The 20027-nt window shown below is 39.3% G+C and carries 21 protein-coding genes; 16 read left to right on the forward strand and 5 right to left on the reverse strand.

Going from position 1 to position 20027, the window contains the following annotated elements; all coding sequences use genetic code 11:
- The coding region (gene mutS, locus TY15_RS20270; RefSeq protein ID WP_042375385.1) for a DNA mismatch repair protein MutS at window positions 1-1987 on the forward strand (1987 nt) is incomplete at its 5' end.
- A gap of 12 nt (window positions 1988-1999) precedes the next feature.
- Window positions 2000-3910 (forward strand): DNA mismatch repair endonuclease MutL, encoded by a 1911-nt coding sequence (gene mutL, locus TY15_RS20275; protein WP_040205091.1) that lies wholly within the window; start codon window positions 2000-2002, stop codon window positions 3908-3910.
- A gap of 219 nt (window positions 3911-4129) precedes the next feature.
- Here the strand turns inward: mutL and TY15_RS20280 are convergent, their stop codons facing one another.
- Window positions 4130-4342, reverse strand: a complete 213-nt coding sequence (locus TY15_RS20280; RefSeq protein WP_040205093.1) for a hypothetical protein — start codon at window positions 4340-4342, stop codon at window positions 4130-4132.
- Window positions 4343-4589: 247 nt separating this feature from the next.
- Here TY15_RS20280 and TY15_RS20285 point away from each other — a divergent pair, with 247 nt between their 5' ends.
- Window positions 4590-4850 (forward strand): hypothetical protein, encoded by a 261-nt coding sequence (locus TY15_RS20285; RefSeq protein WP_040205094.1) that lies wholly within the window; start codon window positions 4590-4592, stop codon window positions 4848-4850.
- Window positions 4851-4909: 59 nt separating this feature from the next.
- Here TY15_RS20285 and mreBH read toward each other — a convergent pair whose 3' ends face one another.
- The gene (mreBH, locus tag TY15_RS20290; RefSeq protein ID WP_040205095.1) at window positions 4910-5917 is read right to left on the reverse strand and encodes a rod-share determining protein MreBH; all 1008 of its coding nucleotides are present in this window, start codon (window positions 5915-5917) and stop codon (window positions 4910-4912) included.
- A 376-nt stretch (window positions 5918-6293) separates the two neighbouring features.
- Between mreBH and miaA the strand changes: the two genes are divergently transcribed.
- The 3 genes from miaA to spoVK all read left to right on the forward strand — a co-directional run bounded on the left by miaA (window position 6294) and on the right by spoVK (window position 8660).
- On the forward strand, window positions 6294-7250 hold the full coding sequence (gene miaA / locus TY15_RS20295; RefSeq protein ID WP_040205140.1) for a tRNA (adenosine(37)-N6)-dimethylallyltransferase MiaA: 957 nt from the start codon (window positions 6294-6296) through the stop codon (window positions 7248-7250).
- Window positions 7251-7275: 25 nt separating this feature from the next.
- Window positions 7276-7506 carry an RNA chaperone Hfq gene (hfq, locus tag TY15_RS20300; RefSeq protein WP_040205097.1) on the forward strand — a complete coding sequence of 77 codons (231 nt, stop codon included), beginning with the start codon at window positions 7276-7278 and terminating at the stop codon, window positions 7504-7506.
- Window positions 7507-7712: 206 nt separating this feature from the next.
- Entirely contained in the window at window positions 7713-8660 is a 948-nt protein-coding gene (gene spoVK, locus TY15_RS20305) for a stage V sporulation protein K (RefSeq protein WP_040205100.1), read from the forward strand.
- Window positions 8661-8704: 44 nt separating this feature from the next.
- Here spoVK and TY15_RS20310 read toward each other — a convergent pair whose 3' ends face one another.
- The gene (locus tag TY15_RS20310; RefSeq protein WP_040205101.1) at window positions 8705-9310 is read right to left on the reverse strand and encodes a trimeric intracellular cation channel family protein; all 606 of its coding nucleotides are present in this window, start codon (window positions 9308-9310) and stop codon (window positions 8705-8707) included.
- A 201-nt stretch (window positions 9311-9511) separates the two neighbouring features.
- On the opposite strand from TY15_RS20310, the gene hflX reads away from it, so the two are divergent.
- The 4 genes from hflX (at window position 9512) to glnA (ending at window position 13977) form a co-directional block, all read left to right on the forward strand.
- Window positions 9512-10771 (forward strand): GTPase HflX, encoded by a 1260-nt coding sequence (gene hflX / locus TY15_RS20315; RefSeq protein WP_040205102.1) that lies wholly within the window; start codon window positions 9512-9514, stop codon window positions 10769-10771.
- A 14-nt stretch (window positions 10772-10785) separates the two neighbouring features.
- Entirely contained in the window at window positions 10786-12057 is a 1272-nt protein-coding gene (locus tag TY15_RS20320; protein ID WP_040205104.1) for a methionine gamma-lyase family protein, read from the forward strand.
- Window positions 12058-12200: 143 nt separating this feature from the next.
- Complete coding sequence (locus tag TY15_RS20325; RefSeq protein WP_040205141.1) at window positions 12201-12602, forward strand: MerR family transcriptional regulator; 402 nt, start codon at window positions 12201-12203, stop codon at window positions 12600-12602.
- 40 nt (window positions 12603-12642) lie between these two features.
- Window positions 12643-13977: a type I glutamate--ammonia ligase gene (glnA, locus tag TY15_RS20330; protein WP_040205105.1), complete on the forward strand. Its 1335-nt coding sequence runs from the start codon at window positions 12643-12645 to the stop codon at window positions 13975-13977.
- Window positions 13978-14103: 126 nt separating this feature from the next.
- On the opposite strand, the gene TY15_RS20335 is transcribed toward glnA, so the two are convergent.
- Window positions 14104-14388, reverse strand: coding sequence for a DUF4257 domain-containing protein (locus TY15_RS20335; protein ID WP_040205106.1), 285 nt, complete (start codon window positions 14386-14388; stop codon window positions 14104-14106).
- 183 nt (window positions 14389-14571) lie between these two features.
- A complete protein-coding gene (gene lexA, locus TY15_RS20340) occupies window positions 14572-15195 on the reverse strand; it encodes a transcriptional repressor LexA (protein WP_040205108.1) in 624 nt (207 codons plus the stop codon).
- Between the two features lie 161 nt (window positions 15196-15356).
- Between lexA and yneA the strand changes: the two genes are divergently transcribed.
- The 6 genes from yneA to TY15_RS20370 all read left to right on the forward strand — a co-directional run bounded on the left by yneA (window position 15357) and on the right by TY15_RS20370 (window position 19990).
- Window positions 15357-15686 carry a cell division suppressor protein YneA gene (yneA, locus tag TY15_RS20345; RefSeq protein WP_040205110.1) on the forward strand — a complete coding sequence of 110 codons (330 nt, stop codon included), beginning with the start codon at window positions 15357-15359 and terminating at the stop codon, window positions 15684-15686.
- A 12-nt stretch (window positions 15687-15698) separates the two neighbouring features.
- Window positions 15699-16346 (forward strand): YneB family resolvase-like protein, encoded by a 648-nt coding sequence (locus TY15_RS20350; protein ID WP_040205112.1) that lies wholly within the window; start codon window positions 15699-15701, stop codon window positions 16344-16346.
- A 73-nt stretch (window positions 16347-16419) separates the two neighbouring features.
- Window positions 16420-16650: a DUF896 domain-containing protein gene (locus TY15_RS20355; RefSeq protein WP_040205114.1), complete on the forward strand. Its 231-nt coding sequence runs from the start codon at window positions 16420-16422 to the stop codon at window positions 16648-16650.
- A 267-nt stretch (window positions 16651-16917) separates the two neighbouring features.
- Window positions 16918-18924, forward strand: coding sequence for a transketolase (tkt, locus tag TY15_RS20360; protein WP_040205115.1), 2007 nt, complete (start codon window positions 16918-16920; stop codon window positions 18922-18924).
- Between the two features lie 336 nt (window positions 18925-19260).
- Window positions 19261-19701: a sporulation inhibitor of replication protein SirA gene (gene sirA, locus TY15_RS20365; RefSeq protein WP_040205116.1), complete on the forward strand. Its 441-nt coding sequence runs from the start codon at window positions 19261-19263 to the stop codon at window positions 19699-19701.
- A 73-nt stretch (window positions 19702-19774) separates the two neighbouring features.
- On the forward strand, window positions 19775-19990 hold the full coding sequence (locus TY15_RS20370; protein ID WP_040205118.1) for a YneF family protein: 216 nt from the start codon (window positions 19775-19777) through the stop codon (window positions 19988-19990).
- Window positions 19991-20027: the final 37 nt, after the last annotated feature.

Consider the following 20027-nt stretch of genomic DNA (forward strand, 5'->3'; position numbering starts at 1 on the left):
GTATTTTTCGCACCTGTTGGAAGACTTGAATCAAGATAAATTAAAGCAAGCAGCTGCAAGGTTGATTCACTATTTATACCGGTCACAAAAAAGAAGTCTTGACCATCTTCAGCCAGTGAACACCTACCAAATCCATCAATATATGAAAATTGATTATTACTCAAAGCGTAATCTTGAGTTGACTGAGACGATACGATCAAAAGGGAAAAAGGGTTCCTTATTATGGCTGTTAGACGAAACGATGACAGCGATGGGCGGACGGATGTTAAAGCATTGGATTGACAGACCATTGATCTCCCAACAAGATATTGAACAACGCCAGGCAATTGTGGAAGTGTTCATGAATCACTATTTTGAGCGCCAGGAGCTTCGGGAAAAACTGAAAGAGGTTTATGATTTAGAACGTTTAGCAGGAAGAGTTGCATTTGGGAATGTGAATGCTCGTGATTTAGTCCAATTAAAGCGTTCTTTAATGCAAGTACCATTTTTGCAACAAATCCTGCTCGGGCTGCAAAATGAGAAAATGGTCCAAATTGCTGAGCAGCTAGATCCATGTGAAGAAATAACGGATTTACTTGAGCAGGCGATTGTAGAAAATCCGCCCCTTTCATTAAAAGAAGGCAATATGATTCGGGATGGCTACCATGCCCAGCTGGATCAGTATCGTGATGCCAGTCGGAACGGAAAAACTTGGATTGCTCAGCTTGAGCGGGAAGAGCGCGAAAAGACAGGCATTAAATCACTGAAGGTCGGCTATAACCGTGTGTTTGGATATTATATCGAGGTGACGAGGGCCAATTTACATCTATTAGAAGAAGGGCAATATGAGCGCAAGCAAACATTAACGAATGCAGAACGGTTTATTACCCCGGCCTTAAAGGAAAAAGAAGCGCTGATTTTAGAGGCTGAAGAAAAATGCGGCGAACTTGAATACGAGTTATTCTCTGGAATTCGTGAGATCGTGAAAGAACAAATTCCACGCCTGCAAGCCTTGGCTAAAGCTGTTAGTGAACTAGATGTTCTTCAATGCTTTGCCCAGGTCAGTGAAGATCGACGTTATGTGAAACCAAAGTTTTCTAATGAACGTCGTGTGGTGATAAAGGACGGACGTCATCCAGTTGTCGAGAAGGTCTTAAATGCGCAAGAGTATGTGCCGAATGACTGCCAAATGGACAGTGATCGTGAAGTTTTATTGATTACGGGTCCGAATATGTCCGGTAAAAGTACGTATATGCGTCAAATCGCCTTGACGGCCATTTTGGCTCAAATCGGTTGTAATGTCCCAGCTACTGAAGCCATGTTGCCTATATTTGATCAAGTCTTTACCCGGATTGGGGCGGCGGATGATTTGATCTCGGGGCAAAGTACGTTCATGGTCGAAATGCTCGAAGCGAAAAATGCCATCACAAATGCGACTCAAAATAGTTTAATTTTGTTTGATGAAATTGGCCGGGGAACCTCGACCTATGATGGAATGGCACTTGCCCAAGCGATTATTGAATATATACATGAACGAATTGGTGCGAAAACTTTATTTTCAACTCATTATCATGAACTTACCGTTTTAGAGGAAGAACTTACAAACCTGAAAAATATCCACGTTAGTGCGATAGAGCATAATGGAAAAGTAGTTTTTCTTCATAAAATAAAGGAAGGTCCAGCTGATAAGAGCTACGGGATCCATGTCGCTCAGCTCGCTGAGTTACCTGCCGAGCTCATTAACCGTGCGAATGAAATATTAACAGCACTTGAGCAACCGGATGATCGTGAAGCCACTCCTGTGATACCAGCAAAAGTAATCGAAGAAAGGCAGCCAGAACAACCGGGACAATTGTCCTTTTTTGATGAACCGCAAACCCAGAAGAAACATGAACCAACCGTTAAGGAAAAACGAGTTGTCGAGAAAATCAAGGATTTGGATTTACTAGATATCACGCCACTTCAGGCGATTAACCTGCTATATGAACTTCAGAAAAAGTTAAAATAGGGGGTGACGAGAATGGGGAAGATTATCCAATTAGATGATGCCCTATCAAATAAAATTGCGGCGGGTGAGGTAGTTGAACGTCCCGCCTCTGTTGTTAAAGAGCTCGTGGAAAACGCCATTGATGCAGGCAGTACAGTGATTGAAATAGAGGTCGAAGAAGCGGGACTTGCAAAAATCCGGATTACCGATAACGGAAATGGAATTGACGAGGAAGATGTGTTAATCGCCTTTCAACGTCATGCCACGAGTAAAATAAAAAATGAAAATGATTTGTTCCGGATTCGTACATTAGGCTTTCGTGGGGAAGCTTTGCCAAGTATTGCCTCTGTCTCCAGATTGGAAATGAAGACTTCAACAGGGGAAGGGGCAGGTAATCGTGTTGTGTTTGAAGGCGGGAAAGTAGAAGTGTTTGAAAAAGCGTCGGCACGAAGGGGTACGGATATAACGATTACCGATTTATTTTTCAATACACCTGCACGTTTGAAATACATGAAGACCATTCATACGGAACTCGGCAATATTACCGATGTCGTGAACAGGTTAGCCCTGTCACATCCAGAAGTGGCATTCCGGTTAATCCACAATGAGCGAAAATTGTTACAAACGACGGGGAACGGTGATGTTCGCCAAGTCCTTGCCTCCATTTACGGGATGGCGATTGCTAAGCAGCTGATCCCGATCACAGGTCAATCGCTGGATTATACGATTAGTGGATTTGCCTCGATGCCAGAGGTAACCAGAGCGTCGCGAAACTATATTTCAACAATGATTAATGGGCGATTTATTAAGAATTATCCTTTAGCAAAAGCGATTCAAGAAGGATATCACACCTTGCTCCCAATCGGGCGATTTCCGATAGTGCTACTGAATATCGAAATGGATCCACTCCTCGTGGATGTGAATGTGCATCCTTCTAAAATGGAGGTCCGTATAAGTAAGGAAGCGGAATTAAATGAGCTTGTCACAAAGCTGATAAAGGATGCCTTTAAATCAAGAATCTTAATTCCAACGGCCTACACACCGGTGAAAAAAGAAGAAGTTAAATCAGAACAGACTAGTTTAACATTAGATGAAGGAACTCCGCCTAAAGTAGAACGATATGATTGGGTTGCTACTAGTCAAACGGTTCGGGAGTTAGAACCGATTGCGACAAACTCGCAGATTGAAGGTCAGCAACCATCAGGAGTGCAAATTAAACCGACGGAAGTCGAATGGAGCGCTCCGTTTTCACAAACCGATCACTTGGTGGAAGAATCCGATCATCTGAATGAAATGGAAGAGGAACCATTAAATCAAAAAGGGGTCAATGAGGGGGAGACAGCTCAAACAGAAACGACGAGTAGAATTCCTCGATTGTATCCTATTGGTCAAATGCATGGCACCTATATTTTTGCCCAAAATGAAAATGGCTTATATATTATTGATCAGCATGCCGCACAAGAGCGCCTTAAATATGAATATTTCCGTGAAAAGGTCGGACAGGTCCAGTCAGAATTACAGGAAATGCTCGTCCCCTTAACGTTTGAGTATTCTACAGATGAATATCTAAAGATCATGGAGTACCAAAGTGAACTTGAAAAGGTCGGCGTTTTTCTTGAAGAATTTGGGCTAAATAGTTTTATTGTTCGCTCGCACCCACAGTGGCTTCCAAAAGGGGATGAAAAGCAAATCATTGAAGATATGATTGAGCAGCTCCTCATAATGAAAAAAGTAGATATAAAAAAACTACGCGAGGAAGCGGCGATCATGATGAGCTGTAAGGCTTCCATAAAAGCTAATCGTCATTTACGGAATGATGAAATCCAGGCCTTATTAGATGATTTACGGAAAGCGTCTGATCCGTTTACCTGTCCACATGGAAGACCCATTATTGTCCACTATTCCGTCTATGAGATGGAAAAAATGTTCAAACGGGTGATGTAATTATTATAAAGGTGAAACCCTTACGAAATAAAGGTTTCACCTTTTATTTTTATTGTTTTGACCACGTTATGACCACATTCCTTGCTTAAAGGTCATTTTTTAGTGCGCTTGAAAACCGTTCAGCTGAATTTGTTTGTAAATTTTCAGTCACATGGCTATATTTATCTAAGGTCATAGAAATAATGAAAAGTGGCTGAGCCACTTGTAAAGGGTAAAATCTTATAATTTTGGACGTACTGGAGCTTGTAATGGGACCGCAAATTCTATTGGTGCTCCTAGATGAATTAATGTAGTTCCAACTGTAGTATATGCAGAAGGTTGGGTTCGTTGTTTATGTCCAGATCCAGTGCCGATTTGCAAAACTCCGCCATTAACCATAGCACCAATTTTGACAAAACGGAAATCAAATGTTTGTTGCAGATGCTTATCCATTTCAATCACCTCTAATTAATATATGAACGAGGGCTTGGATGAATTCTGAAAATGATGTAAGAAAAGAGAAGAATCATTTTTCAAAAACGGTTCTTCTCTTTTTGGTGTTTAATAGGAGCCTGGAAAATTCGAGTATTAACATTACACGAAGATTGAGAATAATTGTAACAGACTAGTTGTTTGCCTTTCCACAAATAGGACAACCTCCATAAATTGATATAAGAACTATATTAGGAGGTGATTTCGAGTGCAATTAAATTTTAATCAAGCAGGACAGTTAAAGGGGAGAATGATTCACTTTAAAAATAATCAAGGGGAATGGACAATTGGCAGAGTTGTTGAAGTGAGAAAAGACGGACTTGAGATTGAAGAAATGAGTCCTTCTAGTTCACATGATGGATATGGTTATGGTTTTTTTGGTCCACGCCCATTTTTTAGACCACCGTTTTTCAGACCACCGGTTTTCTTTCCGTTTGTAGGATTTGCTTTTGCCCCATTCTTCTTCTAGTGATTAGAATAAGAGACTGCTGGATTATGAATCCGCAGTCTCTTTGTTATTTGCAAATATTATTTTACAGCTGTCTGAAGTTTATTGATAAATTGCAGTGCTTGTCCAGTACCAACTACAACAGATTCAAGTGGATTCGCTGCCAGTTGAACTGGAACGAACATTTCTTCACTAAGCCATTTTTCCATCCCATTTAATAAGGCACCACCACCAGTTAAAATCACACCGCGATCAACAATATCACCGCTGAGCTCGGCGGGACAATCCTCTAGCGTTGCACGGACAGCTTCAAGAATATGAAGGAGTGCTTCTTTCATGGCAATACGAACTTCATAGGATGATAGAGTAATGGTTTTAGGTAAGCCTGAGACAAGGTCACGTCCTCTAATATCCATAAACATTTCCTCGTGATCAATGAGGGCATAACCGATTTGCATTTTAATATTTTCAGCGGTCCGTTCACCAATCAAAACGTTATACTCTTTTCGAACATGTTGAATAATATCATCATCAAGGCGATCACCACCGACTTTAATTGAATGGCACGCCACCACACCCCCGAAGGATATAATCGCTACTTCTGTATTGCCGCCACCGATGTCTACAACGACATTAGCAACGGGCTCATCCACTGGCAGCCCTGCCCCAATCGCTGCTGCAACCGGTTCTTCAATCAAGGATATATTCTTTGCACCGGCATTTTTTACAGCATCTCGAATCGCTCTCTGCTCAACACTTGTGGAGCCTGACGGTATACATACAACCACATTTGGTTTTCGAAGGGCAAAACCCATTTTTTTTGACGCCTTACGCATCACATGTTTCAACATATCCGTGGTTACATCAAAATCTGCGATAACCCCATCTCTTAATGGTCGGATCGCCACAATTTTTTCTGGTGTTTTTCCGATCATTTCTTTTGCTTCAAGTCCTACGGCCACAATATTTTTCGTTACTGTATCGATCGCCACGACGGATGGCTCATTTAGAACAATTCCTTTATTTTTACTATATACCAATATATTTGCTGTCCCTAAGTCAATTCCTATATCAAAATTAGAAATCATTTTGTTCACCTAATTCCTCAAAATTTAATTCACTATAAGCTACGGTTAAGCCTAACATGAATGTGGGGGTGAAAAGACGTTTGTAAATGAACCGTTACCGTTTTGTAAATTTAAATGAAATATTTTTCATCTTTGGAAGGAAAGTGGATAAAAAAATCATTTTTAAATCACGCATAGAAAAGTATTTTTTTGTACATACTTGTTTGATGTTCAACTGCTTTTATAAATTGTGTTAGGATATAGAAGGTAGAGGGAAATGAGACAGTTTTGCAAACGACTTTCATCAGAAAAAATTATGGCGATGATTAAGCAGTTTGTTAATGTGGGAAGATGATACCTCTATGTAGTGAAAATGGGATAAGGCAGTGTGAAAATATTGGATTCAAACCAAAACTTATTAGTGATTATCGGACCGACCGCAGTAGGAAAAACAAAATTAAGTATTGAAATGGCTAAGCGCTATAATGGTGAAATTATTAGTGGCGATTCCATGCAAATTTATCGTGGGATGGATATCGGGACGGCAAAAGTAACGAAGGATGAAATGGAGGGGATTCCCCATCATTTAATCGATATCAAGGAACCTGCTGAAAATTTCTCGGTGGCAGAATTTCAACTTCTCGTCAGGAAGAAAATAAATGAAATTGCCCAAAAGGGAAAGCTTCCTATCATTGTTGGTGGGACAGGACTGTATATTCAGTCTGTTATTTACGATTATCAATTTTCTGATGTTCCAGGGGATGAGGTGTTTCGCCAGGAGTTGGAAGAAAGAGTAAAGGTAATTGGAAATGAAGCACTTCATCAAGAATTAATTGAGGTGGATCCAGAAAGTGCAGCACATATTCATCCGAATAATGTAAGAAGGGTCATCCGAGCACTTGAAATAGTTAAGCTAACTGGCAAGACGATGCAGGAATACCAACGTACACAACTGCCCGAACTTTTGTATAATACGGCGCTAGTCGGATTAACGATGGAACGGGAAATGTTGTATAATCGTATTAATACAAGAGTTGAATTGATGGTAGCAGAAGGGCTTTTAGATGAAGTCAAAGGCTTATATCAACAAGACTTGCGTGATTGCCAGTCGATTCAAGCGATTGGCTATAAAGAAATTTATGCCTATTTGGATGGAAGAGTGACATGGTCTGAAGCTGTCGACCAGTTGAAACAAAATTCCAGAAGATATGCAAAAAGGCAATTGACTTGGTTTCGGAACAAAATGGATGTAGAATGGTTTGAGATGACAGATGTGAACAATTTCCCAAAAAAAATAGCGGAAATTTCACATTATGTTGAAGGAAAGCTTCAAGTAAAATCGAATACATATTAGTAGAGAAAAAGAGGAGGATATTCAAATGAAAACAATCATTAATATTCAAGATCAATTTTTAAATCAGTGCCGTAAAGACAATATCCATGTCACGGTGTTCCTTCTAAATGGTTTTCAATTAAGAGGACAAATCAAGGGATTTGATAATTTTACTGTTCTTTTTGAATCAGAGGGGAAACAGCAGTTAGTATACAAACATGCGATTTCAACCTTTGCACCACAAAGAAATGTTCATCTCGAATTGGAAAACCAATAAAATAGTTGATCACAAAAAGAGTCCACTGCCGGTGGGCTCTTTTTGTTCATATGGAATATGATGCAAAACAGGAAAATCTTTTTTAATGAAATTCATGATTTGTGAATACACATAGAGTGAAGGAATATGCCTAACATTTAACACTTCTGAGTAGCTTAAACTTGCTACTATACGTATATTGTTTGCAAAAATGAGAGGTGATAGCTTTGGATCAACCATTTCGTACGAAAAGTAACGGGCAAATAAGGGTGGTACTCAATTCACAAGAAGCAAAAGCACTAAGAAAAGAGGTACCTGATTTTCAAGTTGTTCCAAAGGTCATACCCCCTGAGCACTCTGCCCTTAAGGAAATAGAAGAAGAGCTTGGGGCCTTGGTTGGTATGGAAGAAATGAAACGAATGATAAAGGAAATTTATGCATGGATATACGTCAACAAAAAGCGGGAAGAAATGGGGCTGAAAGCAAGAAAGCAAGCGCTCCATATGATGTTTAAAGGAAATCCAGGAACAGGCAAAACAACAGTAGCTCGGTTAATCGGCAAACTCTTTCAAAAAATGAGTGTTCTTTCCAAGGGGCACTTAATCGAAGCTGAGCGTGCCGATCTGGTGGGTGAGTATATTGGCCATACAGCACAAAAAACACGGGATCTCATAAAAAAAGCACAAGGGGGAATTCTCTTTATCGACGAAGCCTACTCCTTAGGGCGTGGCGGGGAAAAGGATTTTGGTAAAGAGGCCATTGATACACTTGTGAAGCACATGGAGGATAAGCAGCATGAATTTATCTTAATTCTCGCAGGCTATTCTCGAGAAATGGATCATTTTCTAACCTTAAATCCAGGCCTTCATTCACGGTTCCCCTTGGTTGTAGATTTTCCAGACTATAATATTGAGCAATTGATGGATATTGCAGGCAGAATGTTAATTGAGCGAGAGTACACTTTGAGTCATGAAGCTGAAAAAAAATTAAAGGATCATTTAATTTGGGTAAAGGCCGTGTTGAATCCGAAAAGTTTTTCAAACGGGAGATACGTACGCAATGTAATTGAGAAGTCAGTTCGGGCACAAGCGATGCGACTGTTGATGCTAAATAGCTATGATCGGCATGAATTAATGACAATCAGAAGTAATGATTTGGTATTTGAGGAGGATTAAAAAAATCGGCGGGACACAAAATCCGCCGATTTTCGTATTTAAATTTATTGGGCACTTAGTCTTCGTGAAGGGAGTTTCCAATCAAAGGTGTAGGAAAGAACGCGCAACACGGTGACAACAACAAATAAGCTATATAATTCCCAAGGATCCGTGACCAGCTTCAATCCGATTGATAGACCAACTAAGATTGCCCATACAGCATATATTTCAGCTCTTAGGACAATTGGCTTCCTGCCCGCTAATAAATCACGGATTATTCCGCCACCTATACCTGTTAATACAGCGGCGACAATTACAGCGCTTAATGGATGATTCATATTCGCAGCATAGATTGCTCCCTGAATCGCAAAGGCTGATAAGCCAATTGCGTCGAAGAGGTTGCCCCATTTTTGCCAGTGTTTCAGAAGATTGCTAGGAAATAGAAACACAGCAGTAATCGACAATAAGGCAATTTGAAAAAATAAACCTTGTTCCCATAAGGCAGAAACAGGTACCCCAATAAGCAGATTTCGAATCGCTCCGCCTCCGAAAGCGGTTACGATACCTAGAATATATACCCCTAAAATATCATATTCTTCTTCCATTGCCACGATTGCGCCGCTAACAGCAAAAGCAATTGTGCCAATCATACTTAAAACTTCCCACGTCATTCTGTCCGATTCCCCTTGGTCATAGTTACAAAAACAATATGTTAATAGTAAAATTTATGCATTACAAACAATAAAATTTTAACACGGCAGTAAAAAATTACAATCATTTTTTTAAAATCAATAAAAATAGGGGGGATTAGAGAATATAACTGTTTTTTGTTATGATGAGAGGTATAGCTTTTAAGGAAGGAAGGGTGCCTAGTGAACCAGAAGGAAACGCATGAAAAAGCGATTCTCGTGGGCTGCCATACAAATGCCGAAGATGAATTACGATTTGATTATTCGATGGAAGAGTTAGGGGCGTTAACCGAGACTGCCCAAGGGGAAGTATTGGCTTCTGTCATCCAAAAACGAGACAGAGTTCACCCTGCAACATATATTGGGAAAGGGAAAGTTGAAGAACTAAATGTACTCGTCGATGAACTGGAAGCAGATATCGTTATTTTTAATGACGAATTATCTCCGAGCCAAAAGAGGAATCTTTCTGCTGCCATTAACGCGCGGATTATTGATCGGACCCAACTGATCCTAGATATCTTTGCGCAAAGAGCTCGGTCGAAAGAAGGAAAATTACAAGTTGAACTAGCGCAGCTACAATACATACTTCCACGCCTTGCTGGCCAAGGGACTGCTTTATCACGTCTTGGGGCAGGGATCGGAACAAGAGGCCCAGGGGAAACAAAGTTAGAATCGGATCGCCGTCATATTCGCCGGAGGATTGACGATATAAAGAGTCAACTGTCGGTCATCGTACAGCACCGTGAACGATACCGCGAAAGAAGAAAGAAAAATAAAGCGTTTCAAGTCGCGATTGTGGGTTATACGAACGCTGGAAAATCAACACTATTCAATCGTTTATCCGAAGCAGAATCCTACGAGGAAAATCAATTATTTGCCACATTAGATCCGATGACACGTAAATTAATTTTACCAAGTGGATTCATGTCTCTGATTACTGACACCGTTGGGTTTATTCAAGATCTTCCAACGACACTAATTGCTGCTTTTCGATCAACATTGGAAGAAGTAAGGGAGGCAGACCTACTTTTACATGTTGTGGATATGTCCAACCCAGATTATTACCACCATGAAAAGACAGTCAAAAAACTGCTGGATGACTTAGAAGTCAAAGAGATCCCGCAAATTACGGTTTATAATAAGAAAGATATCCAGCATCCAGATTTTGTTCCAACTGCTGAAACGGAATCTGTGTTTATCAGTGCATTTGACGAAGGGGATCGTCATGCGCTCAAGGAGAAAATGGAGAAAGTTGTGATGGCGATGATGAAGCGGTACGATGTGGAAGTACCCTCAACAGAAGGCAAGCTGCTATCACAATTAAAAAATGAGACGATATTAAGGGAACTTCTCTTTGATGAAGAAGGTCAATTTTATCGTTGTAAGGGCTATACACTCGAGGATCATCAAATAACAGGACAATTACAGAAATTCTCAGAATAGATAGGAGTAATAACATGTTTCAAGAGTTAAAAAATGGGGAAAAGCTTCAGCCAATTGTGAGGAATGTGGAGCAACAAATTGCTGAGGTCCATAAAGCAATCGACGAAAGAATAGAAACAAATCAATTTAGGGTATTGAAAAGTTTTCAAAAACATCGAGTTAGCGATTCACATTTTATTCCGTCAACTGGATATGGGTATGACGATATCGGCAGAGACACGTTGGAATTGGTTTATGCAGACGTCTTTGGGGGGGAAGCGGGACTTGTCCGTCCACAAATCATTTCCGGTACACACGCCATTTCAATTGCCTTATTTGGGGTCCTTCGTCCTGGTGATGAACTCTTGTATATGACGGGAAAACCTTATGATACCCTTGAAGAAATAGTTGGCATACGAGGTAATGGAATTGGTTCATTAAAGGAATTCGGCATTTCTTATGATAGTGTTGCATTAACCTGTGAAGGTGGAATCAATTGGGATGCAGTAGCCCAAAAAATAAAACCAAATACGAAAATGATAGGCATTCAGCGTTCAAAAGGCTATGCGACTAGACCATCGTTCACTGTTGAAGAGATTGGTCAAATGATAACATTTGTGAAAGAAATCAAACCAGATGTCGTCGTCTTTGTTGATAACTGTTATGGGGAATTTGTAGAGGAGCTTGAGCCATGTCATGTTGGGGCGGATCTAATGGCAGGCTCTTTAATTAAAAATCCAGGTGGAGGAATCGCAAAGACAGGCGGATATCTGGTTGGGAAAAAACAATGGGTTGAGGCATGCTCCTATCGGATGACATCTCCAGGGATTGGGGCTGAGGCAGGTGCTTCTCTTTATAGTCTTCAGGAGATGTATCAAGGTTTCTTTCTTGCCCCACATGTAGTAGGTCAAGCGTTAAAAGGCGCTGTCTTTACAGCAGCGCTTTTAGAAAAATTGGGGATGAATTCATCACCAAAATGGGATGTGACCAGGACAGACCTCATACAGTCCGTTCAATTTGATGACCGGGAGAAAATGATTGCTTTTTGCCAAGCGATCCAATTTGCCTCACCGATCAATTCGTATGTGACTCCACATCCAAGTTATATGCCTGGGTATGAAGATGATGTCATCATGGCTGCAGGGACTTTCATTCAAGGGGCAAGTATTGAACTTACGGCAGATGGCCCGTTAAGACCACCTTATGTTGCTTATGTACAGGGTGGTTTAACCTATTCACATGTGAAAATGGCTATTTGTCTGGCAGTCGACCAATTAATAGAAAAAGAATTAATCAACTTAAAATAAGGAAAAATAATGAAAGGACAACATACAAAACTGTTGTCCTCTTATTTTTAAAAAACCATGTTAGAAAATCTAACATATGATTGACATCTTTTCTTACACGAAATATAATAGCAATATGATTTACAAAAGGGAGGAGAAATTTGGTGAGTGGAAAAGAAATTCGTCGTTCCATGCCATTGTTTCCCATCGGTACCGTCATGCAATTAACAGAGTTAACCGCAAGGCAAATCCGTTATTATGAAGAACACCAATTGATCTCTCCAGCTAGAACAGATGGTAACAGACGAATGTTTAGTTTAAATGACATTGATAGATTATTAGAAATTAAAGATTTGATTGACCAGGGTATAAATATGGCTGGAATCAAGCAATTGTTCTTGATAAAGGTACAGCAGCAAAATAAAGTTGAAACCCAAACTGAAAAAGTCAAACAAGAATTAACCGATGAGCAACTAAGAAAGTTGCTTCGTAACGAGTTAATGCATTCAGGCAGAAACAATCGATCTACATTACGCCAAGGCGATATGTCTCGATTTTTCCATTAAATCATGATGATTCTTTTTTTAAAAAATAGGGGGAATTAAAATGGCAAAGTATTCAAGAGAAGATATTCAACGTTTAGCTAAAGAGGAGAATGTGAAATTTATCCGTCTTCAATTTACCGACATTCTCGGAACGATCAAAAATGTGGAAATTCCTATTAGTCAGCTCGAAAAAGCACTTGATAACAAAATGATGTTTGATGGTTCTTCTATTGAAGGATTCGTACGTATTGAAGAATCAGATATGCTCCTTTACCCTGATCTTAATACATGGGTGGTATTCCCTTGGACTGCTGAAAAAGGAAAAGTTGCTCGTTTAATTTGTGATATTTATACTCCTGAAGGACAACCATTTGAAGGTGACCCACGTAATAACTTAAGAAGAGTATTGAAGGAAATGGAAGAGCTTGGTTTCACAAACTTCAACCTTGGACCAGAACCTGAATTTTTCTTGTTTAAATTAGATGAAAAAGGTGACCCAACTTTAGAATTAAACGACCAAGGTGGATACTTTGATTTAGCACCTACAGATTTAGGTGAAAACTGCCGTCGTGATATTGTTCTAGAGTTAGAGGAAATGGGCTTTGAAATTGAAGCATCTCACCATGAAGTTGCTCCAGGGCAACATGAAATTGATTTCAAATATGCAGATGCCCTAACAGCATGTGACCAAATCCAAACATTTAAACTAGTGGTTAAGACGATTGCACGGAAGCACGGCTTACACGCAACCTTCATGCCAAAACCATTGTTCGGTGTCAATGGATCTGGAATGCACATGAACCTTTCATTATTTAAAGGTGGTCAAAATGCATTCTACGAGCCAACTGGTAACCTTGAATTAAGCGACACGGCTCGTCAATTCATTGCTGGGATCTTAAAGCACGCTCCAGCCTTTACAGCTGTAACGAATCCAACTGTAAACTCATATAAGCGTTTGGTACCTGGCTATGAAGCACCTTGCTATGTGGCATGGTCTGCTAGAAACCGTTCACCATTAATTCGTATTCCTGCTTCACGTGGATTGAGCACACGTGTTGAAGTAAGAAGCGTTGATCCATCTGCAAATCCATACCTTGCAATGGCTGTTCTATTAAAAGCTGGTCTTGATGGAATTAAAAATAAATTAACTCCTCCAGCACCAGTTGACCGTAATATCTATGTAATGAGCAAGGATGAAAGATTAGAAGAGGGTATCATCGATCTTCCAGCAACTTTGGCGCAAGCATTAGATATACTTCAAGCTGATGAGGTAATCGTGTCTGGCCTTGGCGAGCACATCTTAGAGCATTTTGTTGAAGCGAAAGAAATTGAATGGGATATGTTTAGAACCGTCGTTCACCAATGGGAACGCGATCAATATTTAAGTGTATATTAATATGTAATGGCCTTGTCGCATTCTGCGGCGAGGCTTTTTTAAAAGATAAGTATTAATTTTGACTTTGAGAATTGTAATGGGATTAATACCCAGTAAGGAGGATTCCCTACTGGGTGAAGGTTTTAGTTATTTCTCATTGTCATGATTAACTAGATTTAATCTAATAAGGATCGTATCACCAGCAATTCCTGCAATAAGGGAGTAAATAATCATTTCTACGAATGAATTAGGTGCTGTATACAGAGCAAGTAGAAGAGCGGCGATGGCACCAAGAAGTACTTCTTCCATAAAACCGAGATAAAGAAATCTTTTTGTTTTTCGTGGCATAACGAGTTTTCCGTTCTTTCGAACATGTCCGACTAGCCCTACTGACCCACCAATCACTACAGAGAAAATAATGTTCGCTAACACAGTTTCTCACACTCCTTAAGCCTAGATTTTGGGACCTAAGGTAAATCATGGTGTAATACTATTATATTAAATATTAACAATATGAGAATGAGTAAAAATACTGGATTTTCAATATTTTTATAGCGATAAATTGGATTTGCTGGAATTTTCCCAATAGAAAAAGAGCTGGATCTCAGCTCTTTATTAATGAATATGGCGATATACCCCAATAACTTTTCCTAAAATAGAAACATTTCTTAAGATAATAGGGTCCATAGTTGAATTTTCTGGTTGTAACCGAATATAGTCTTTTTCTTTGAAAAATCGTTTACAAGTTGCTTCGTCTTCCTCGGTCATTGCTACAACAATTTCCCCGTTATTAGCTGTTTGTTGCTGTTTAACAATAACGTAGTCCCCATCAAGAATACCAGCTTCTATCATACTTTCACCCATGATTTCTAGCATAAACACCTGTTCATCAGCTGGAGCTAAGCTCTCAGGAAGGGGAAAGTACTCTTCTACATTTTCAATGGCTGTGATAGGCAAACCTGCAGTAACTTTCCCAACAACTGGAACATTGACTACTTTGTTCCTTGGAATATGTGCTGCAGCATCAACCTCTAATATTTCAATAGCTCTTGGTTTAGTAGGATCCCGTCGAATAAGTCCTTTGCTCTCTAACCTTGCTAAGTGACCATGCACTGTAGAGCTTGATGCTAGACCAACTGCTTCGCCAATTTCTCTGACTGAAGGTGGGTATCCCTTACTCCTAACCTCATCTTTAATGAAATCCAGGATGTCTTGCTGCCGTTTTGATATTTTTCCCATGATAAATTGCACCTCACCTGGTTAATGTTGTCTTTATTATAGCATGTCCTACTATCATATACAAACATAAGTTCGAAAATGAGGTTGACAACAAACAAATGTTCGGATTATAATAAAAACATATAAAAGGGAACATATATTCTTATAAGAGGTGCGGAAATATGAAAAAATTATGGAAACAATACTCGTATGCTATTACTCTTATTCTTTTGAGCTTCTCATTAGCTTTGCTATTATCATTTAAACACCATACGGATGGCCAGGATAAATATATGAAAATAAAAATAACAGAAGGCGATTCACTTTGGACGATTTCTGATCAATTTGCTAAACAGCATTCTTTATCCCATGCCGAGTTCGTCAGTTGGGTAAAGAAACATAACGAAAATATATCTGATCAAATTTATCCCGGTGAGGAAATTATCATTCCAGTTGGTAAAAACAATTCAACAGTGACAACAACAGAGTTAGCCAGTGCCCCTGAAGAATAGAAAGGAAGCTTTATGAAAGCTATTATATATTGCCGTGTGAGTACGAATAAAGATACTCAGGAAACATCATTAAAACGTCAAGAAGAGGAATTAATCCAACTTGCAAATCAGTATCAATTTGAAATTGATTCTATTATTAAAGAACAAGCGAGTGGATATGATTTTGAACGAGAAGGTATACTACAGGTATTAGAGCGAATCAAAGATCCACAGGTGCAGGCATTATTAATCCAGGACGAAACACGGCTTGGGAGAGGAAATGCTAAAATTGCCCTGCTACACTGCATCATAAAAGAAGGAATAAAACTCTATAGTATTTCCCATAGTGGTGAACTAGAGTTGTCAGAATCGGATTCGATGGTGTTAAAAATTGTTAGTATGGTTGAGGAATACCAAAGAAAGCTTCATAACGTGAAAATAAAGCGTGGGATGAAAAGGGCTGTGGAGCAAGGATATAAACCAGAAAAAAATTTAAAGAATCTCGGCGGTTCTTCCGGCAGGGATAAAATTGAGGTGCCGATTGAGCAAATTATTCGGTTGCGAAAAAATGACTTAACCTTTGCTGAAATAGCTGCCACCCTTAGAGGATTTGGCTATAACATCTCAAAAGCAACTGTACATAGGAGATATCAGGAATATACGGAGCTTCAAGATGAATAAGCCTTCTGCCTTGTCAGCAGGGGGGTTTTTTAGTAAAATCAAGTGGCTGAATTAGTAGAAAGGTGGTTCTTGAATGCTGTCAAAAGAAAAAATGGCTCGAATCAACGAACTAGCAAGAAAAGCGAAATCAACAGGATTAACAGAGTTAGAAGCGAAAGAACAATCAAAATTAAGAAGTGAGTATTTAACTACTTTCCGTTCAAATATGCTTGATACATTAACAAATACGAAATTCATCGACCCAGAAGGGAACGATGTTACCCCTGAAAAGATAAAAATCAGAAAGAAAAATAATCTTCATTAAAAGCCCTGATAAAGCAAATGTTTGGTTCAGATCTCGTTGCTTTTTGTGAAGATATTCAACAACTTGCTTTTTGACTATTAACAAATGGATTTACTCGCCCTTTGGCGAGGTTTTTTATTTCGTGCTACATAGACTCTACCAATTAGTACAAAATAAACAATAATATGACTTTTATTTCTTATTTTAGTCCAATTGGTTGAATTAATAGCTGTAGCAATATAATATTAAAGGTGTATTAGTATTAGGGATCAAGAAAGGATGTATTTCATGTTTAATACAATTGATGAATTATCAGTAACTTCAATTCGTACGCTTGCCATTGATGCAATCGAGAAAGCAAACTCAGGTCACCCAGGAATGCCAATGGGTGCGGCGCCTATGACCTATACGTTATGGACTCGCTTCATGAACCACAACCCGAAGAATCCAAAATGGTTTAACCGTGATCGTTTTGTTTTATCAGCAGGTCATGGTTCTGCATTATTGTATAGCATGCTTCATTTATCAGGCTATAACTTAAGTATGGATGACTTAAAACAATTCCGTCAGTGGGGTAGTAAAACACCAGGTCACCCTGAATTTGGTCATACAGAAGGCGTAGAAGCAACTACAGGTCCACTTGGTCAAGGGATTGCAATGGCAGTCGGAATGGCAATGGCGGAGCGTCATGTTGCAAGTGTTTATAATAAAGAACAGTTTGAACTTGTGAACCATTTTACATACAGTATTTGCGGAGATGGTGACTTAATGGAGGGTGTATCTGCGGAAGCGGCTTCACTTGCAGGTCACTTGAAATTAGGCCGCTTAGTCGTACTATATGATTCTAATGATATTTCTCTAGATGGAGATTTAAATAAATCTTTCTCTGAAAGTGTTAAAGATCGTTTCCAATCATATGGTTGGCAATATCTTCGTGTAGAAGATGGTAATAATCTTGAAGAAATCTCTAAAGCACTTGAAGATGCAAGAAATGACCTAGACCGTCCTACAATGATTGAAGTTAGAACAGTTATTGGCTATGGATCACCAAACCGTGCCGGAACATCTGGCGTTCACGGTGCACCACTTGGAGCAGATGAACTGAAGCTTACAAAAGAAGCGTATAAGTGGACTTTTGAGGAAGATTTCCATGTACCACAAGACGTCTATGATAACTTCAAAAACCTCATCCTTGAAAATGGTGAGAAAAAGGAAAAAGAATGGAATGACCTTTTTGCTCAATATAAAAAGGAATATCCTGAACTTGCAACTCAGTTAGAGCAAGCCTTGAGCAATGAACTACCAGCTGGCTGGGATAAAGATGTTCCTGTATATCCGGAAGGAAAGGGTCTTGCAAGCCGTGCGTCTTCTGCTGAAGTATTGAATGGAATTGCGAAAAATCTACCTATCTTTATCGGTGGATCGGCTGACCTTGCTGGTTCTAATAAAACAATGATTAAAGGGACAGTAGATTATATGCCAGGTTCTTACGAAGGTCGGAATATCTGGTTTGGTGTTCGTGAATTTGCAATGGGTGCAGCCATGAACGGTATTGCTCTTCATGGTGGTGTTAAAGTATTTGGTGGAACATTCTTTGTTTTCTCTGACTACTTACGCCCAGCCATTCGACTAGCTGCATTAATGGGATTACCAGTCACTTACGTATTCACGCATGATAGCATTGCAGTTGGAGAAGATGGCCCAACTCACGAACCAATTGAACAGCTTGCTGCTTTAAGAGCTATGCCAGGTTTATCAATCATTCGTCCGGCAGATGGTAATGAAACTGCTGCTGCTTGGAAACTTGCTGTTGAATCAACGAATAAACCAACAGCACTTGTATTGACTCGTCAAGATTTACCAACATTAAAAGCTACAGATGTCAATGCATACGAAGGCGTTTCAAAAGGGGCATATGTGGTTTCTCCTTCTGAAAGAGACACTCCTGATGCATTAATTTTAGCCACTGGTTCTGAAGTAAGCCTTGCTGTTGAAGCTCAAAAAGCTCTTGCAGGTGAAGGCGTTCACGTATCAGTCGTAAGCATGCCATCATGGGATCGCTTTGAGCAACAATCGCAAGAATACAAAAACTCTGTGCTTCCAAAGAATGTGAAAAAACGTCTTGGAATCGAAGTGGGCGCATCTTTCGGATGGCATAAATATACTGGTGATGAAGGCGATGTATTGGCGATTGACCAATTCGGAGCTTCTGCACCTGGAGAAAAAATTATGGAAGAATACGGCTTCACTGTGAATAACGTAGTAGCGCGCGTGAAGGCACTCTTGCAAAAGTAATATCGTGTATCAAGAGGAGAGCGGAGATCCGTTCTCCTTTTTTGGTGTAGAAATATCTAAAAAAGTAAAATAGCTTTGAAAAAAGGGCCAATCTTCATCAATTTTAAGCCAATGATCCCGAACGTAGCTTTCCTCCAAACCTACCTTTGTTACAATATTATGAACAAAACGATAAAATTAAAGGATTTCGAAAAAAAACAACAGAATATATAGATAATTCAAGTAGGAATTTTCTAATCGACAAAAAAAGTGAAAGTTTTTGCCGCCGTAAGACAAATGTTTCGGGTCTGTTTTTTTATAATAGTAAAAAGGGATTCAACGAAGGGGAGAACAGTGGTGAGAAAATATCAGCTTTATTTAATAGAAGATGAATTTGCCGCCCATTACTTCGGAAGAGAACGCTTATTCTATCAATTGTTTCAGGAACATCAAATGGCTGACGGTGAGTTTAAGTTTATTACACAAAAACAAATTACTTATATAACGAAACGAGTAGAAGTACTTAAGATTCATCAGCTCATTCAAAAGCAGCTCGGGAAAATTAAAGGATTTAAAGCGGACCATGGTGCATATATGCTGTCGTTAAGCGGAAAACTAAGCACGGCAAGAGTAGAAGTTTTTCAAGATTTAATTACTATTGATGCACAAGGAAGTTATGAAGCAGAGACCGCCTTTTTTGAAGTCCTGCGAAAATGTGAATCTTCCTTCCTAGCACTTGATCTTGATCATGAGAGATATGGCTGGTTAAAGCCAATTAAAGAAAGAAAATTTATCTAATTGCAATGAGATATTGTCTTATCCCGTTTTATTTAGTACACTGTATGGTAGACAACATGAAGGAGGAAGTTTAATGGGTTATTACATTCTAGTTGGTATACTAGCATTAGCAGCTGGTGTAGCGCTAGGATTTTTCATTGCTCGTAAATATATGATGAGCTACTTAAAGAAAAATCCGCCAATCAATGAACAAATGTTAAAAATGATGATGATGCAGATGGGTATGAAACCTTCGCAAAAGAAAATCAATCAAATGATGGCTGCCATGAACAAGCAGCAATCTAAATAAAACGGACAAGCACTCATATAAATATGGGTGCTTTTTT

The organism is Neobacillus jeddahensis, from assembly GCF_000612625.1.
In the GTDB taxonomy this organism is placed as follows: Bacteria; Bacillota; Bacilli; order Bacillales; family Cytobacillaceae; genus Neobacillus; species Neobacillus jeddahensis.

What these genes read in the sequence shown, in the direction of transcription:
- mutL (WP_040205091.1), top strand. Translation starts at nt 2,000, where the DNA reads ATGGGGAAGATTATCCAATTAGATGATGCCCTATCAAATAAAATTGCG.
- TY15_RS20280 (WP_040205093.1), bottom strand. Translation starts at nt 4,342, where the DNA reads ATGGATAAGCATCTGCAACAAACATTTGATTTCCGTTTTGTCAAAATT.
- mreBH (WP_040205095.1), bottom strand. Translation starts at nt 5,917, where the DNA reads ATGATTTCTAATTTTGATATAGGAATTGACTTAGGGACAGCAAATATA.
- hfq (WP_040205097.1), top strand. Translation starts at nt 7,276, where the DNA reads ATGAAAACAATCATTAATATTCAAGATCAATTTTTAAATCAGTGCCGT.
- TY15_RS20310 (WP_040205101.1), bottom strand. Translation starts at nt 9,310, where the DNA reads ATGACGTGGGAAGTTTTAAGTATGATTGGCACAATTGCTTTTGCTGTT.
- TY15_RS20320 (WP_040205104.1), top strand. Translation starts at nt 10,786, where the DNA reads ATGTTTCAAGAGTTAAAAAATGGGGAAAAGCTTCAGCCAATTGTGAGG.
- glnA (WP_040205105.1), top strand. Translation starts at nt 12,643, where the DNA reads ATGGCAAAGTATTCAAGAGAAGATATTCAACGTTTAGCTAAAGAGGAG.
- lexA (WP_040205108.1), bottom strand. Translation starts at nt 15,195, where the DNA reads ATGGGAAAAATATCAAAACGGCAGCAAGACATCCTGGATTTCATTAAA.
- yneA (WP_040205110.1), top strand. Translation starts at nt 15,357, where the DNA reads ATGAAAAAATTATGGAAACAATACTCGTATGCTATTACTCTTATTCTT.
- TY15_RS20350 (WP_040205112.1), top strand. Translation starts at nt 15,699, where the DNA reads ATGAAAGCTATTATATATTGCCGTGTGAGTACGAATAAAGATACTCAG.
- TY15_RS20355 (WP_040205114.1), top strand. Translation starts at nt 16,420, where the DNA reads ATGCTGTCAAAAGAAAAAATGGCTCGAATCAACGAACTAGCAAGAAAA.
- tkt (WP_040205115.1), top strand. Translation starts at nt 16,918, where the DNA reads ATGTTTAATACAATTGATGAATTATCAGTAACTTCAATTCGTACGCTT.
- TY15_RS20370 (WP_040205118.1), top strand. Translation starts at nt 19,775, where the DNA reads ATGGGTTATTACATTCTAGTTGGTATACTAGCATTAGCAGCTGGTGTA.